Origin of the sequence: Variovorax sp. PBL-H6, assembly GCF_901827155.1 — a bacterium.
Classification (GTDB): Bacteria; Pseudomonadota; Gammaproteobacteria; order Burkholderiales; family Burkholderiaceae_C; genus Variovorax.
Window position 1 is genome coordinate 4,491,143 of the sequence record NZ_LR594659.1, and the last position, 15,006, is coordinate 4,506,148.

Sequence of the window (15,006 nt, forward strand, 5' to 3'; positions counted from 1 at the left end):
GGCTCAGGACGACTCGTCTTCCGCAGGCCAGTCGCGGATGTAGGCCTTGAGCATCTTGTTCTCGAAGTTCTGGCTGTCCACCACCGCCTTGGCCACGTCGTAGAAGCTGATCACGCCCATCAGCATGCGCTGGTCCATGACGGGCATGTAGCGGGCGTGCCGCTCGAGCATGATGCGGCGGATCTCGTCGAGGTCGGTCTCCAGCGTGCAGCTGACGGGGTGGTCGTCCATGGCCTTGCGCACCAGCGTGCCACCGACCTGTCCGCCATTGCCGACGATGGCGACGATGACCTCGCGGAAAGTCAGCATGCCCACGAGATCGCCATGCTCCATGACCACCAGCGAACCGATGTCCTTGTCCGCCATGATGGTGACGGCGTCCGCCAGGGGTTCTTCGGGCGTGATGGTGTAGAGCGTGTTGCCCTTCACGCGCAGGATGTCGCTGACTTTCATGGTGTTGCTCCTCGCTCGGCGCTGCTGCCGAAATTGAATATAGCCCACAATGGCCGCCCGCCCACGGGCCCTGCCGCTGTCGCAGTCATTGCGCGCGTAACGGGGCATTGCAGAAACGACCTTGCTTCGAAAGGCCTCCATGCCCGGCTATTCCGATCCCGGCTTCGACACGCTCGCGCTTCACGCCGGTGCCGCGCCCGACCCCGCCACCGGCGCGCGCGCCGTGCCGATCCATCTCAGCACCTCCTTCGTCTTCGAATCGAGCGACCATGCAGCGGCGCTCTTCAACCTGGAGCGTGCGGGCCACGTGTACTCGCGCATCAGCAACCCGACCAACGCGGTGTTCGAACAGCGGGTGGCCGCGCTGGAAGGCGGCATCGGCGCGATCGCCACGGCCAGCGGGCAGGCGGCACTGCATCTGTCGATCGCCACGCTGATGGGCGCGGGCGCGCACATCGTCGCCAGCACGGCGCTCTACGGCGGCTCGCAGAATCTCCTGCACTACACGCTGCGGCGCTTCGGCATCGCGACGACCTTCGTCAAGCCCGGCGACCTCGACGGCTGGCGTGCCGCGATCCGGCCGGAGACGCGGCTGCTCTTTGGCGAGACCGTGGGCAACCCCGGCCTCGACGTGCTCGACATCCCCGCCGTCAGCGACATCGCGCACGCGGCCGGCGTACCGCTGCTGGTCGACTCCACACTGACCTCGCCCTACCTGATCAAGCCTTTCGACTGGGGCGCCGACCTGGTCTACCACTCCGCCACCAAGTTCCTCTCGGGCCATGGCACGGTGATCGGCGGCGTGGTGGTGGACGGCGGCAGTTTCGACTGGGAGCGCTCGGGCAAGTTCGCGGAGCTGACCCAGGCCTACGAAGGCTTCCACAACATGGTGTTCAGCGAGGAGAGCACAGTGGGCGCCTTCCTGCTGCGCGCGCGGCGCGAGGGGCTGCGCGACTTCGGCGCCTCGATGAGCCCGCACACCGCCTGGCTGATGCTGCAGGGCATCGAGACCCTGCCGCTGCGCATGGAGCGCCACATCGACAACACGCAGAAGGTCGTGGAGTTCCTGGCGTCGCATCCCTTCGTCGCGCACGTGGGCCATCCGCTGCTCGAAACACATCCCGGCCATGCGCTGGCGGGCAAGCTGCTGCGCCACGGCGCCAAGGGTGCGGGCGCGGTCTTCAGCTTCGACCTCAAGGGCGACCGGCAGCAGGGCAAGGTCTTCATCGAGACGCTCAAGCTTTTCAGCCACCTGGCCAACGTGGGCGACTGCCGCAGCCTGGTGATCCATCCCGCGAGCACCACGCACTTCCGCATGACGGACGAGGCGTTGGCCGCGGGGGGCATCTCGCAGGGCACCATCCGGCTCTCGATCGGGCTGGAAGACCCCGCCGACCTGATCGACGACCTCAAGCGCGCGCTGAAGGCGGCAGAGAAGGCAGGCACGTGATGGAGCTCGTCGTCAATGGCCACAAGACGTACTGCTACAGCGGCGGCAAGGCCTTCGACGCCGCAAGGCCGACCGCGGTCTTCATCCACGGCGTGCTCAACGACCACAGCGTGTGGATCCTGCAAAGCCGCTGGTTCGCGCACCATGGCTGGAACGTGCTGGCACTCGACCTGCCGGGGCATTGCCGAAGCGAGGGTCCGCCGCCTGCGAGCGTGGAAGAGGCGGCCCGCTTCGTGATCGCACTGCTGGATGCGGCAGGCGTCGAGAAGGCAGCGCTGATCGGTCACAGCTTCGGCTCGCTGATCGCGCTCGAGGTTGCCGCCCGCGCGCCGGACCGCGTCTCACACCTGGCACTGGTCGGCACCGCCTATCCCATGAAGGTCTCGCCGGCACTGCTCGAAGGTGCGCTGAACGAGCCGCTGCGCGCCATCGACATGGTCAACAACTTCTCGCATTCGATGCTGGCACCTCCGCCCTCCACGCTGGGGCCCGGTACCTGGCTGTACGGCGGCTCGCGCGCGCTGATGCGGCGCGTGCTGGCGAGCAACCGTGACGCCAACGTGTTCCACATCGGCTTCAAGGCCTGCGACGACTATGCGGGCGGCGAAGCCGCGATGGCCGCGGTGCAGTGCCCCACTCTGTTCCTGCTCGGCAAGTCCGACCAGATGACGCCGCCGCGTGCCACGCAGGCACTGCTCGGCAAGGCGAGCGGCGCGCGCGTGGTCCACGTCAACGCCGGCCATCAGCTGATGAGCGAGGCGCCCGACGAGGTGCTGTTCGCGCTGCGGGACTTCCTCAACGCAGCGCGTTGATGTCCGGCATTTCGACCCGCAGCGCCCGCACGATGCGCATGCAAGGCACCTAGCCGATTTCGAAGGTACCGGGCTCGCGCGCCAGCGCACCGAGCAGCGTCTGGACCTCGGCGCTCGGGGCCTGCGCCGGCTGCAGTGCGCCGAGCAGGCGCGCCAGCGTCTCGCCATGCGGCAGCATGGGCCCGAGGAAGCGGGTGCCGGACTCCCCCGCCACGAGCAAGGTTGGAAAGGTCTCCACGTCGAAGTCGTCGGCCAGCTCGGCATGGTCCTCGATGTCGACCCAGGCAAAGCGGAACTGCGGATGGGCATGTGCCACCTTCTCGAACAGCGGCCGGTACTCGCGGCAGGCGCCGCACCATTCGGCACAGAGACAGACGACCCACAGGGTGTCGCCGGCGGCTCGCAGGGTCTCGGGGGTGGCGGAATCGGTCAAGGTCGAATGAGCGAGGTGGAACGGACCGCCGCCATTATCGGCAAGGCAGCACATCCTGCAGCAGCAGCGTGCGCAAGGGGCCGCGCTGCCACAGGTTTTCGAGAGGCGGGGAGCGTGGCACCAGCAGTTGCACGAGCAGCGGCTCGAGCGAGGTGCGGCCGGGGTCGGCCAGCAGCACATAGCGCGGGTCCTCGTCGTCCGGCGCTTCGGCCAGTGGCCCGATCCAGTCGAGCGCAACCAGCGCCTCCAGCACCGGCGCCAGCTGCAGCGCATCGACCCGCATCCGAGCCACCAGCTCGGCCGCGCCCAGCCCCTTGGCAAGCGTGGCTTTCGCCAGCGCCAGCTGCTGCAGCACCTCCACCGCCAGCTGCAGGGGCCAGCCGGGCATGCCGCCGCGCCGCGCCACGCCGCTCAGCAGGCTGGGCAGGTAGGCCGCGATCACGGCGCCCAGCAGCACGATGACCCAGGCGACATAGATCCACACCAACAGGATGGGCACGGTCGCGAAGGCGCCGTAGAGCACCGAGTAGGTGGGCACCAGGCTCAGGTAGTAGGCGAGCACCCGCTTGGCGATCTCGATGGCAGCCGCCACGAAGAAGCCACCCGCCCACGCATGGGCCCACTTGACGTGCGTATTGGGCACGTAGTGGTAGAGCGAGGCCACGCCGCCGGCCAGCAGCACGAATTCGAAGGTGTCGAACACCAGCTTGAGCATGCCGAGCCCGCCGACCCACTCGCGCGAGACCGAGAAGACATAGGCGGTGGTGCTCAGGCTCAGCGCCAGCACCAGCGGCCCGAGCGTGATGGCGGCCCAGTAGACGAGCACCCGCTGCGCGAAGGGCCGCGGCGTGCGCACGCGCCAGATACTGTTCAGCGTCTTGTCGATGGTGAGGATCAGCGCGATGGCCGTGACCAGCAGCACCAGCAGCCCCGCAAAGCCCAACCCACTGGCCTTGCTCGCAAACTGGTTGAGGTAGCCCAGCACCTGGCGCGCGATGTTGTCCGGGATCAGGCTCTCGATCAGCCAGCGCTGCACCCCGCCCCTCATGGTCGCGAACATCGGGAAGACCGTGAACAGCGCCAGCGCCAGGGTGAAGAAAGGCACCAATGCGATGGTGGTGGTGAAGGTCAGGCTGCTGGCGGTCAGGCCCAGCCGGTCCTTGCGGAAACGCTCGCCCAGCACCGCGGCCGTGTTGCCCCAGGGGAAATGCGAAAGATCCCTCCAGAGTTGGCGGCGATTCATGGCGGCTATCATGCCATCGGGTCCCGCGCCAGCCTGGCGCCGGCCGCCCCCATTGCCTGTGTTGCCCCGTTTCCTGCCCGCCGTGACCGCACCCGCCATACCCTCCTCCGTCTCCGCCACGCGCTGGCTCGCCGTCGGCAGCCTGGTCGGGCTGATCGTGCTCGGGCTGGCCTGGGAACTGTGGCTCGCGCCGCTGCGGCCGGGCGGCTCCTGGCTCGCGCTCAAGGTGCTGCCGCTGGTCGTCCCGCTTGCCGGCCTGCTGAAGAACCGGATGTACACCTACCGCTGGGTCAGCCTGCTGGTGTGGCTCTATTTCACCGAGGGCGTGGTGCGCGCGTGGAGCGACATCGATGGCACCGGCCGCGTGCTTGCGGTGGGCGAGGTCGTGCTCTGCCTTGCACTGTTCACGGCCTGCGCGTGGCACGTGCGCCTTCGCCTGCGTCTTGCGCGGGCTCGCGCGCTGGAAGGAGTTGCGTCGTGAGCCGCACGGCCGCTCCGATGGCGAATTGCACCGTGGCGCGTAGCGCGGAGGTCTCCAAATGAGCGCTTTACTCATCGACAAGCTGCGCGCCGTGGTCGGCGACGCCAACGTACTGACCGACGGCGACCTCGGTGCCTGGGAGCAGGATTGGCGCAAGCGCTCCCGCGGCAAGGCGCTGGCCGTGGTGCGGCCCGGCAGCACCCAGCAGGTGGCCGAGGTGGTAAAGGCCTGCGCCGCCGCCGGCCGGGCGATCGTGCCGCAGGGCGGCAACACCGGCCTCGCGGTCGGCTCGATTCCGGACGAGAGCGGCAACCAGGTCGTGCTGAGCCTGCAGCGCATGAACGCCGTCCGCGGCATCGACGCCGCCAACCTCACCATGACGGTCGACGCCGGCTGCGTGCTGCAGACCCTGCAGGAGGTCGCCGAGAAAGCCGGCTTCCTCTTCCCGCTGAGCCTGGCGGCCGAGGGCAGCTGCACCATCGGCGGCAACCTCGCGACCAATGCGGGCGGGACGCAGGTGCTGCGCTACGGCAACGCGCGCGAGCTGTGCCTGGGGCTGGAAGTGGTGACGCCCAAGGGCGACATCTGGGAAGGCACCAGCGGTCTGCGCAAGGACAACACCGGCTACGACCTGCGCGACCTGATGATCGGCAGCGAAGGCACGCTGGGCATCATCACCGCGGCCACGCTGAAGCTGTATCCCCTGCCAGCCGCGCGGCTTACAGCCTGGGCGGCCGTCCCCACGCTCGAGCACGCGGTCGAGCTGTTGGGTCTCGCCCACAAGCGCCTGGGCGCTGGCCTCACCGGCTTCGAGGTGATGGGCCGCTTCGCGCTCAGCCTGGTGGCAAAGCATTTCCCCGCCCTGCGCGTGCCCTTCCTCGAGGACGACGGCGTGCCGTACTGCGTGCTGCTCGAAAATTCCGACAACGAATCGGAAGACCACGCCCGCGCCCGCTTCGAGTCCCTGCTCGAAACCGCCTTCGAAGCCGGCTGCGTCAGCGACGCGGTCGTCGCCGAGAACCTGGCGCAGGCGCACCAGCTCTGGCACGTGCGCGAGAGCATTCCGCTGGCGCAGGCGGAGGAAGGGCTCAACATCAAGCACGACATCTCGATTCCGGTGTCGCGCATCCCGGCCTTCGTGGAGCAGACCGACGCCTTGCTCGAATACGAGCTGCCCGGCGTGCGGCTGGTGAACTTCGGCCACCTCGGCGACGGCAACCTGCACTACAACGTGCAGGCGCCGGCCGGTGCCCACAATACCGACTTCCTGCGCGACCACGAGGCGCGCATCAATGCGCTGGTCTACGAGGCCGTCCGCCAGTTCGAAGGCTCCTTCTCGGCCGAGCATGGCGTCGGCTCGCTCAAGGTCGAGACCCTGGAGAAGCACAAGTCGCCGGTGGCACTCGAGATGATGCGTGCCATCAAGCGCGGGCTCGATCCGCAGAACCTGCTGAATCCGGGGCGGGTGATCCGGGTCTGAAGCAAGGCAAAATTCCGCTGACATGACCTCCCGCCCCACCCGCTCCCAATACGAAGACTTCATGCGCCACGTCGATACCCACGGCGTGCACAAGAGCGACCGCACCGGCACGGGCACCAAGAGCGTGTTCGGCCACCAGATGCGCTTCGACCTGGCCGAAGGCTTTCCGCTCGTCACCACCAAGAAGGTGCACCTCAAGTCCATCATCCAGGAACTGCTGTGGTTCCTGACCGGTTCGAGCAACAACAACTGGCTCAAGGAGCGTGGCGTGACCATCTGGGACGAGTGGGCGCGCGAGGACGGCGACCTCGGCCCGGTCTATGGCGTGCAGTGGCGCAGCTGGCCGACGCCCGACGGCGGCCACATCGACCAGATCCAGCAGGTCATCGACACACTCAAGACCAACCCGGACTCGCGCCGCATCATCGTCAGTGCCTGGAACGTGGCAGAGCTGTCGAAGATGGCACTCATGCCCTGCCACGCCTTCTTCCAGTTCTACGTGGCGCCCGCGCAGGCCGAAGGAGAGCGCGGCAAGCTGAGCTGCCAGCTCTACCAGCGCAGCGCCGACATCTTTCTGGGCGTGCCCTTCAACATCGCCAGCTACGCGCTGCTCACCCACATGGTTGCGCAGCAATGCGAGCTGGATGTGGGGGACTTCATCTGGACCGGCGGCGACTGCCACATCTACAGCAACCACGCCGAGCAGGTGGCGCTGCAGCTCAGCCGCACGCCCTACCCCTATCCGACGCTCGTCATCAAACGCAGGCCCGCTTCGATCTTCGACTACGCGTACGAGGACTTCGAGGTGGTGGACTACCGTCATCACGAGGCCATCAAGGCGCCCGTAGCCGTCTGAGGTCTGAACCATGGCCATTCGCATCAACCTTATCCTCGCCCGGGCCGCCAACGGCGTGATCGGCCACGAGGGTTCCATGCCCTGGCACCTGCCCGAGGACCTGGCCCATTTCAAAAGGCAGACCGCCGGCGCGCCGGTGATCATGGGCCGCAGGACCTGGGATTCGGTGCCCCTGCGCTTCCGCCCGCTCCCGGGCCGGCGCAACATCGTGATCACGCGGCAGCCCGGCTGGCAGGCCGAGGGGGCCGAGTCTGCCGCCAGCCTGCAAGAGGCGCTGGCCCGCTGCGAGGCGGCGCAGGAGCCCGAAGTGTGGGTGATCGGCGGTGCGCAGATCTACGCCGAGGCGGAGCCGCTCGCCCATCGCGCGATCGTGACCGAGATCGACCGCCACTATGAAGGCGACGCTTGGGCGCCGCGCTTCGACACGTCTTGGCGCGAAACCGCGCGCGAATCGCATGTCTCGTCGAACGGGTTGCCGTACAGCTTCATCACGCTCGAACGGCCAGAGTAGGCAACCGGGCGCTTGATCGTGAAGGGGATCAGGCCAGCGACAGATACACCCGCCCGCCTTCGATCTTCACCGGATAGCTGCGCAGATCCTCCGTGACCGGCGCGCACGTCGCCTTGCCGCTGCGCACGTCGAACTTGCCCTGGTGCAGCGGACACTCGATCTCGTGCCCTTCGAGAAAGCCGTCGCACAGCCGCGCCTGGCCGTGGGTGCAGGTGTTGCTGGTGGCGAAGACCTCGCCACCGATGTTGTAGAGCGCGATGTCGAGCCCCTGCACCTCCAGGCCCATCACATCGTCTTCGGGCAGTTCGTCGACTGCAGCGGCGTCGAGCCAGTCAGTGGTGGTGCTCATCGTGGGTTCGTCCTCATGGGTATTGGCTCTCGGGATTCGGATGTCTCAGATCGGATAAATGATGGAGTTCGGGATCATTTCGCTGTCATAGACCACCAGCCGCGACGCGAACTTCAGCCCTTCCGGCCGGCGCACTACGGTGTCGATGTAGCGGCCGACGTTGAACACCGTCGACAGCTCGCTCAGCTTGGTGCGGAACACCGCGTAGTTGGCCTCGCTGTGGATGGTGCCGTCCGCGTCGACCTTGTGCACGAGCGGCTGGCCGACCACGTGGCGTTGGTAGTACGGGTCGTGGAACAGCGTCTCGCGAATCCCGTAGACGCGGTCCTCCAGCATGCCCCGGCTCTCGAAGGACAGCGTGGCCAGCGGCAGGCCGCGCTCGTGGTTCTCGCGCGGCTGCAGGCGATAGCTGCAGTCGTCGATGAAGAAGGCGGGCCACAGGTCCCAGTTGCCGGAATCGACGGCGCGCGCGTAGTCGGCGTAGAGCTGGTTGAGCGCGAAGTAGTCCTCGAAGCCCATGGTCATGCCTCCATCACCTCGCGCCAATATCTATACATGCCGCGGATCAGCGTCTCGGTCACCATGTGGTCGGTGTCCTCCACCTCGCGCCCGCCCAGCTCGGCCAGGGTACGGTGGTAGGGCTTCTGCTCGAAGCCCTGCTGCGAGAACTCGATCACCTCGCCATCATCTGCCGAGACGAAGCCCGCCGGTCCGAACAGGTTGGCCTGGCGCAGGCGGCGCTGCTGCATCTCCTCGCTGTCGTCCTCGAAGCCGAAGTGCGTCCACACGAAATCGAAGGCGTCGTGGCCGACCGGCTGGATGTGCCGGGTGGAGACGCTGTTGACCTGCTGCTGCAGGATCACGCTCGGGAACAGCGTGGTCATTACCGCCGTCGGCCCGCCCCACCAGGGCTCGGGCACGATGTCGAGGAAGCGCGGGTCCTTCAGCTGCATGCTCTCCTTGAAGCTGGCGACCTGCGTGACCTGCGCCGCCTTGCCCGCGCTGCCGCGGGTCGAGATCATCGCGGCGTGACGGCCTCGCGCGTCCATCTTCAGCTCCGACTTGTTGTCGGCGCGCCAGAGCCCGAAGGTGACGAACCAGGTGTGCAGCAGGCCTGGGTGGTACGGGTCCTTGATGTTCTCCTGCATCAGCTTCCAGTTGCCGGGGATGCGCTGGCGGTTGTAGCCGAGGATCTTCAACTTGCGGCCGTTGAAGAGCCGATCGAAGTAGTGCAGGATCGCCGGCCCCATGAAATCCTCCAGGGACTCGACCTCATGGTCGAAGGACGCGAAGACCACACCGCCGCGCGTGGCCACCTTGAGCTTGTTGAGGCTGTTCTCCTGCGTCTTGAAGTCCGCCGGCATGCCGCCGTTGACCTTGCCGTCCTGCTTCACGCCGCGGCGAAAGGGCACGCCCTGCAGGTCGCCCTTCAACGTGTAGTTCCACTGGTGGTAGGGGCAGACGAACTCCTTGCGGTTGCCCTGCCGCTCGCGGCAAAAGCGCATGCCGCGATGCGCGCAGACGTTCTCCACCACGTTGATCCCGCCGTCGGCGTCGCGCACCATGATCACCGAGCGCTCGCCGATCGCGGTGCGCTTGAAGTCGCCCGCGTTCGGGATCTCCGCCTCCAGTCCGACGTAGCACCAGTGCTTGCTGTAGAAGAAGCGCTCCAGCTCCTTCTTGTGCTGTTCCTCGCCGGTGTAGGCCATGAAGGGAATTCGGCTGGTCTTCTCCGATTCCCAGCGCAGCTCGTGCGGAAAGACGATCGATGGGTTGGGGTTCATGAGGGGGTCTCCTTTCTTCTGGTCGCCGCTTCAGGCTGCCTGCGGATAAAAGGCGTCGGCATGGATCTTCTCGATGGGCAGCCCGCGCGCCTCGAGCAGAAGCGTGACGGCTTCCACCATCGGCGGCGAACCGCAGAGGTAGGCGCGCCATCCCTCGAAGCCGGCCGGCCAATCGGCAAGGATGGCGTCGGTGATCAGGCCCTGGCGCATGCCCGGGCGCATCGGCCCGGTGACGCCGACCACATGCACCTTCAGTGCCGGATGCAGCGCCTGCAGCTCGCGCAGTTCCTCCAGCCCGTACACGTCGGCGTCCGAACGCACGCCGAAGTAGAGGTGGATCGGGTTGGACATGCCGGCCTCGATCGCGCCGCGCACGATCGCCAGCACCGGCGCCAGCCCGGTGCCGCCGGCTGCGCAGAGGATGGGCCCCTCGTGCCGCGTGCGCAGGTAGGCCGCGCCCATCGGCCCGCTCACGCGCACCGCATCGCCGGGCTTGAGTTTTTCGAACACGTAATCGGTGACGCGCCCACCCGGTACGCGCCGCACGTGGAATTCGAGCTCCGCGTCGCCGCTCGTGCGCGCCATCGAATAGGGTCGCACATGCTCGGGCGCGAACTGCAGCTGCGCGTACTGCCCCGGCGAGAAGGACAGCGGCTTGGCAGGTTTCAGCCGCAGCCGTCGAATGTCGTGCGTGAGCACGTCGATGCCTGCGATCGTGGCCTTGACGATGCGTGCCGGGTGCACGACCACCTCGTCCGGCTCGGGGATCTCGATCGTGCAGCCCTCGGTCAGCGTGCTCTGGCAGGCCAGCACATAGTGCTCGCGCGGGCCCTCGGGCCGCATCGCGCCCGGCCCCGGCCCGCCATCGAGCAGCCGGCCTTCGACCAGCTTGCAGCGGCAAGTGCCGCAGCGCCCCGCCATGCAGCTGTACGACACCGGCACCTGGTGCTCGCGCAGCACCTCGAGCAGGTTCGCGCCGGGGCGAACGTCGAGGGTGCGGCCCAGAGGGCGGATGTGCAGGTCCATGGCGCCGATCATCGGCTCCGTCCTCCCATTGGCCAATAGAATCTCGTGAATCTATCGAATCACCACCGTGAATAAAGGTGCGCGCATGGAGCTCAAGGACATCGACCTGAACCTGCTCCTGGTCTTCGATCGCATGTTGGCCGAAAAGCGCGTCTCGGCGGTGGCCGAGACGCTGGGACTCTCGCAGCCGGCCATCAGCAATGCGCTGGCGCGGCTGCGCCGCGTGTTCGGCGACGAGTTGTTCCTGCGCACCGCGCGCGGCATGGAGCCCACGCCCTTCGCGCTGCAACTGGCGGAGCCGGTGGCCTATGCCATGAGCGCGCTCCACGGGGCCCTGAACCAGCACACCGTCTTCGACCCGGTCACCAGCACACGCGGCTTCACGCTCGCGATGACCGACATCGGCGAGATCTACTTCACGCCGCTGCTCATGGAGTTGCTCGCGAGCACTGCGCCGGGCGTGACCATCAGCACCGTGCGCAACACCGCCGTCAACCTGCGCGATGCGATGGAGGCCGGCCATGTGGACATCGCCATCGGACTGCTGCCGCAACTGAAGACCAGCATCTTCCAGCGGCGCCTGTTCCGCCAACGCTACGTGTGCCTCTTCAGCGCGGCGCATCCGCTGGCCGCCAAGGCGCGGCTGTCGCTCAAGGACTTCTCGGCCGCCGACCACCTGCTGGTGCAGGCCATAGGCACCGGCCACGGCCAGGTCGACGAGTTGATGGCCGCGCAGGGCATCGCGCGCCGCGTCCGTCTGACCGTGCCGCACTTCGTTGCCATCGGGCACATCCTGCGCGCCACGCCGATGATCGCCACCGTGCCCGAGCGCCTGGCCCGCAGCATCGCCGAGCCTTTCGGGCTGGTCTGGCGCGCGCACCCCGCCAAGCTGCCGGAGATCGCGATCAACTGCTTCTGGCACGCACGCTTCCACCGCGACCCGGGCAACCAGTGGCTGCGGGGCCTGCTCTTCGAGCACTTCGCGGACAGCTGAGATCGCCTGCCGCGGCGCCGCATGCGAAAAAGGCGGGCGGGTCAGTGCACGGCCGCTTACATGACCTTGTCCTCGGTGGCGGCTTCCGGCGCGAACTCCTGGACGACACGCCCTGCCGCGCGACGAGTATTCGATCGGACAAGGCCAGGATCTCCCCCCCCCATGGACGGCCCGCTGCAGCCCAGCAGCCCGCGGCTCCTCATTGACCAGCCGCTCGGCAGAGGGCCATTTGCTAAGCTGACGAGGTACAAGACAACTTGAACCCTTTCATGAAAATTGCCACCTGGAACGTCAATTCCCTCACCGCCCGGCTGCAGCATGTGCTGGATTGGCTGATCGCCAATCCTGTCGACGTGCTGTGCCTGCAGGAGCTCAAGATGAGCGACGACAAGTTCCCGCTGGACGTGCTGCAGTCGGCCGGCTATCACGCGGCGGTGTTCGGCCAGCGGACCTACAACGGTGTGGCGATCCTGAGCCTCGCTCCGCTGCGCGATGTCGCGAAGAACATCGGCGGCTTCGCTGACGACCATTCGCGCGTGATCAGTGCGACCCTCGACACGCCCTCCGGAGCGCTGCGCATCGTCAACGGCTACTTCGTCAACGGGCAGGCGCCCGGCACCGAAAAATTTGCCTACAAGATGGGGTGGTTGCGCGGGCTGCGCGACTGGCTGAGCGGAGAGCTGATGGCGCATCCGCGGCTTGCCTTGCTGGGCGACTTCAACATCGCGCCGGAGGACCGCGACAGCTTCGATCCCGTGGGCCTGGCCGGGACCATCCATCACACCACCGAGGAGCGCGATCACTTCAAGGCCCTGCTGCAGCTCGGACTGGTGGACAGCTTTCGCCTGTTCGAGCAGCCGGAGAAGAGCTATTCGTGGTGGGACTACCGCATGCTGGGCTACCAGAAGAACCGCGGGCTGCGCATCGACCACATCCTGGTGAGCGAGCCGCTGGCGGCGCGAGCGAAGGGCTGCGTCATCGACCGCGTGCCCCGCAAGTGGGACAAGCCCAGCGACCATGCACCCGTGACCCTGGAGCTCGAGGCATGAAAGCTTCCAATGCTGCAGTCAAGGCCGCGCTGCTCGCGGCCGCACTCGGCCTCTCCGCCTGTTCGATTTTCAAGCCGGACGCCGCAGGCCCCGCGGCTTCGCGCGACACCGACAAGCCCGCGGACGAAGCCGTGTCCACGCCCTCTGCCGAGGTGCCGACCGTGCGCCTCATCACCGCGCAGACGCCGGCCGTGCGCGCTTATCGCAAGGTAGGCGCCCGGCACATCTACAACGCCTATCCCAAGCGCATCTACAAGGGGAAGATCCCACCGCTGGTGTATGCCGTGGTGGTCACCGAGACCGACATCGACGCAACGGGCCGTGTGACGGGGGTGCACTTCAGCCGCACGCCGAGCCACGCACCGGAAGTCAGCGGCATGATCGCGCAGCTGATCCGCGACGCGTCGCCGCTGCCGAACCCGGGCAAGCTCGGCGCGCACACCTATGTCGACACCTGGTTGTGGGACAAGAGCGGGCAGTTTCAGCTCGACACGCTGACGCTGGGCCAGCGCAGTCGCTGAGCGCGAGCCGCGGCCACGGCTTTGCGCCAACCTGGGCCTATTCCAGGCCCAGGTCCTGGATCTTGCGGGTGATGGTGTTGCGCCCGATGCCGAGCTTCTGCGCCGCCTCGATGCGGCGGCCCCGCGTGTTGGCCAGCGCGGTGAGGATCAGGCGCGACTCGAAGCGACGCGACAGGGCGTCCCAGACGTCGTGGCGCCCAGCCGCCAGCAGGCTCTGGGCTTCCTGCTCCAGGCCGCTTTCCCAGCCAGCGACCTGGCCGACGGCGGCAGCCGGCGCGACCGGCACCGCGACTGCGGGAGGAACGGCCGAAGGAGCGGCCGCCTCGCGCTCGGCGATCGCCGCCGGTGCAGCGCTCACTGTGGAAGGCGGTGCCTCTACCGGCGCGCTGGCCATCACCTCGGGGGGCAGGTCCTTGGCCTCGATCAGCTGCGCAGGCGCCATCACGGTCAACCAATGGCAGATGTTCTCGAGCTGCCGGACGTTGCCGGGGAAAGCGAAGGTCGACAGCTGCGCCAGCGCCGCGTCCGAGATGCGCTTGGGCTCGACGCCGAGCTGCTTGGCGCTCTGCTGCAGGAAGTGGCGGGTGAGCGCGGGCACGTCCTCGCCGCGTTCGCGCAAGGCCGGCAGCCGCAGCCGGATGACGTTGAGGCGGTGAAACAGGTCTTCGCGGAAGCCGCCCTGCTTCACGCGCAGCTCCAGGTCCTGGTGCGTGGCCGCGATCACGCGCACGTTGGCCTTGACCGAGTTGTGGCCGCCCACGCGGTAGAAGTGTCCGTCGCTCAGCACGCGCAGCAGGCGCGTCTGCAGGTCGAAGGGCATGTCGCCGATTTCGTCGAGGAAGAGCGTGCCGCCGTCGGCCTGCTCGAAGCGCCCGCGTCGCATGGTTTGCGCGCCGGTGAAGGCGCCGCGCTCGTGGCCGAAGAGCTCGCTCTCGAGCAGGTCCTTGGGAATGGCCGCGGTGTTGATCGCGACGAAAGGCCCGCCGGCCCGGGGCGAATGCTTGTGCAGCGCACGTGCGACCAGCTCCTTGCCGCTGCCGGACTCGCCGGTGATCAGCACGGTCACGTTGCTTTGCGACAGCCGCCCGATCGCGCGAAAGACGTCCTGCATGGCGGGCGCCTGGCCCAGCATTTCAGGCGTCGCGGCCATGCGTTCCTCGGCCACCTCCTCGCGCTGGCTTTCGTCGACCGCTCGGCGGATCAGCTCCACCGCGCGCGGCAGGTCGAAGGGCTTGGGCAAATACTCGAAGGCGCCGCCCTGGAAGGCCGAGACGGCGCTGTCGAGGTCGGAGAAGGCCGTCATGATGATGACCGGCAGGCCGGGATGCTTGGCCTTGATCTTGTCGAGCAGGTCGAGGCCGGAGCCACCGGGCATGCGGATGTCGCTCACCAGCACCTGGGGGCCAAGCATCTCGTCGTCGGCCGCGGCTTCGAGCGCGGCGAGCACCTCACGGGTGTTGGTGAAGCTGCGGGTGGGCAGGTCTTCCCGCAGCAGCGCTTTCTCCAGCACGAAACGGATCGATTGGTCGTCATCCACTATCCAGATCGGCTTCATGCAGTTCCT

General features: G+C 67.5%; 17 protein-coding genes. 9 read left to right on the forward strand and 8 right to left on the reverse strand.

All coding sequences use genetic code 11. The features are described 5' to 3' along the window. Positions 1–3: 3 nt before the first annotated feature. Positions 4–453: a CBS domain-containing protein gene (locus G3W89_RS21235; protein WP_162576030.1), complete on the reverse strand. Its 450-nt coding sequence runs from the start codon at positions 451–453 to the stop codon at positions 4–6. Positions 454–592: 139 nt separating this feature from the next. Here G3W89_RS21235 and G3W89_RS21240 point away from each other — a divergent pair, with 139 nt between their 5' ends. Together G3W89_RS21240 and G3W89_RS21245 are read left to right on the forward strand one after the other, a co-directional pair. Beyond that, a complete protein-coding gene (locus tag G3W89_RS21240) occupies positions 593–1,903 on the forward strand; it encodes an O-acetylhomoserine aminocarboxypropyltransferase (RefSeq protein ID WP_162576031.1) in 1,311 nt (436 codons plus the stop codon). Continuing rightward, positions 1,903–2,715 (forward strand): alpha/beta fold hydrolase, encoded by an 813-nt coding sequence (locus G3W89_RS21245; protein WP_162576032.1) that lies wholly within the window; start codon positions 1,903–1,905, stop codon positions 2,713–2,715. Before G3W89_RS21240 ends, G3W89_RS21245 begins: the two co-directional genes overlap by 1 nt. 49 nt (positions 2,716–2,764) lie before the next feature. Here the strand turns inward: G3W89_RS21245 and G3W89_RS21250 are convergent, their stop codons facing one another. Together G3W89_RS21250 and G3W89_RS21255 are read right to left on the reverse strand one after the other, a co-directional pair. After that, a complete protein-coding gene (locus G3W89_RS21250) occupies positions 2,765–3,148 on the reverse strand; it encodes a thioredoxin family protein (RefSeq protein WP_232076672.1) in 384 nt (127 codons plus the stop codon). Between the two features lie 34 nt (positions 3,149–3,182). Further along, positions 3,183–4,403, reverse strand: a complete 1,221-nt coding sequence (locus tag G3W89_RS21255; RefSeq protein ID WP_162576034.1) for a YihY family inner membrane protein — start codon at positions 4,401–4,403, stop codon at positions 3,183–3,185. On the opposite strand from G3W89_RS21255, the gene G3W89_RS21260 reads away from it, so the two are divergent. The 4 genes from G3W89_RS21260 to G3W89_RS21275 are packed head-to-tail and all read left to right on the forward strand — an operon-like array spanning position 4,402 to position 7,719. Beyond that, on the forward strand, positions 4,402–4,872 hold the full coding sequence (locus G3W89_RS21260) for a DUF2069 domain-containing protein (protein WP_162576035.1): 471 nt from the start codon (positions 4,402–4,404) through the stop codon (positions 4,870–4,872). The two genes, G3W89_RS21255 and G3W89_RS21260, sit on opposite strands and share 2 nt — an antisense overlap. Positions 4,873–4,930: 58 nt before the next feature. Continuing rightward, positions 4,931–6,352, forward strand: coding sequence for an FAD-binding oxidoreductase (locus tag G3W89_RS21265; RefSeq protein WP_162576036.1), 1,422 nt, complete (start codon positions 4,931–4,933; stop codon positions 6,350–6,352). A 22-nt stretch (positions 6,353–6,374) separates the two neighbouring features. Beyond that, complete coding sequence (locus G3W89_RS21270) at positions 6,375–7,208, forward strand: thymidylate synthase (protein WP_162576037.1); 834 nt, start codon at positions 6,375–6,377, stop codon at positions 7,206–7,208. Between the two features lie 10 nt (positions 7,209–7,218). Continuing rightward, a complete protein-coding gene (locus G3W89_RS21275; RefSeq protein ID WP_162576038.1) occupies positions 7,219–7,719 on the forward strand; it encodes a dihydrofolate reductase in 501 nt (166 codons plus the stop codon). 28 nt (positions 7,720–7,747) lie between these two features. On the opposite strand, the gene G3W89_RS21280 is transcribed toward G3W89_RS21275, so the two are convergent. From G3W89_RS21280 to G3W89_RS21295, 4 genes are read right to left on the reverse strand one after another with little or no spacing between them, the layout of a single operon-like run. Continuing rightward, positions 7,748–8,068: a non-heme iron oxygenase ferredoxin subunit gene (locus tag G3W89_RS21280; protein WP_162576039.1), complete on the reverse strand. Its 321-nt coding sequence runs from the start codon at positions 8,066–8,068 to the stop codon at positions 7,748–7,750. 45 nt (positions 8,069–8,113) lie between these two features. Continuing rightward, entirely contained in the window at positions 8,114–8,587 is a 474-nt protein-coding gene (locus G3W89_RS21285) for an aromatic-ring-hydroxylating dioxygenase subunit beta (protein ID WP_162577583.1), read from the reverse strand. Positions 8,588–8,589: 2 nt separating this feature from the next. Next, positions 8,590–9,852 carry an aromatic ring-hydroxylating dioxygenase subunit alpha gene (locus G3W89_RS21290; RefSeq protein ID WP_162576040.1) on the reverse strand — a complete coding sequence of 421 codons (1,263 nt, stop codon included), beginning with the start codon at positions 9,850–9,852 and terminating at the stop codon, positions 8,590–8,592. 30 nt (positions 9,853–9,882) lie between these two features. Further along, entirely contained in the window at positions 9,883–10,878 is a 996-nt protein-coding gene (locus G3W89_RS21295; protein ID WP_162577584.1) for a 2Fe-2S iron-sulfur cluster-binding protein, read from the reverse strand. An 85-nt stretch (positions 10,879–10,963) separates the two neighbouring features. Between G3W89_RS21295 and G3W89_RS21300 the strand changes: the two genes are divergently transcribed. From G3W89_RS21300 to G3W89_RS21310, 3 genes are all read left to right on the forward strand, one after another. Beyond that, on the forward strand, positions 10,964–11,872 hold the full coding sequence (locus G3W89_RS21300) for a LysR family transcriptional regulator (RefSeq protein ID WP_162577585.1): 909 nt from the start codon (positions 10,964–10,966) through the stop codon (positions 11,870–11,872). Between the two features lie 269 nt (positions 11,873–12,141). After that, positions 12,142–12,921: an exodeoxyribonuclease III gene (xth, locus tag G3W89_RS21305; RefSeq protein ID WP_162576041.1), complete on the forward strand. Its 780-nt coding sequence runs from the start codon at positions 12,142–12,144 to the stop codon at positions 12,919–12,921. After that, positions 12,918–13,442 (forward strand): hypothetical protein, encoded by a 525-nt coding sequence (locus G3W89_RS21310; RefSeq protein WP_162576042.1) that lies wholly within the window; start codon positions 12,918–12,920, stop codon positions 13,440–13,442. Before xth ends, G3W89_RS21310 begins: the two co-directional genes overlap by 4 nt. Positions 13,443–13,479: 37 nt before the next feature. Here the strand turns inward: G3W89_RS21310 and ntrC are convergent, their stop codons facing one another. Beyond that, entirely contained in the window at positions 13,480–14,997 is a 1,518-nt protein-coding gene (gene ntrC / locus G3W89_RS21315; protein ID WP_162576043.1) for a nitrogen regulation protein NR(I), read from the reverse strand. Positions 14,998–15,006 lie beyond the last annotated feature (9 nt).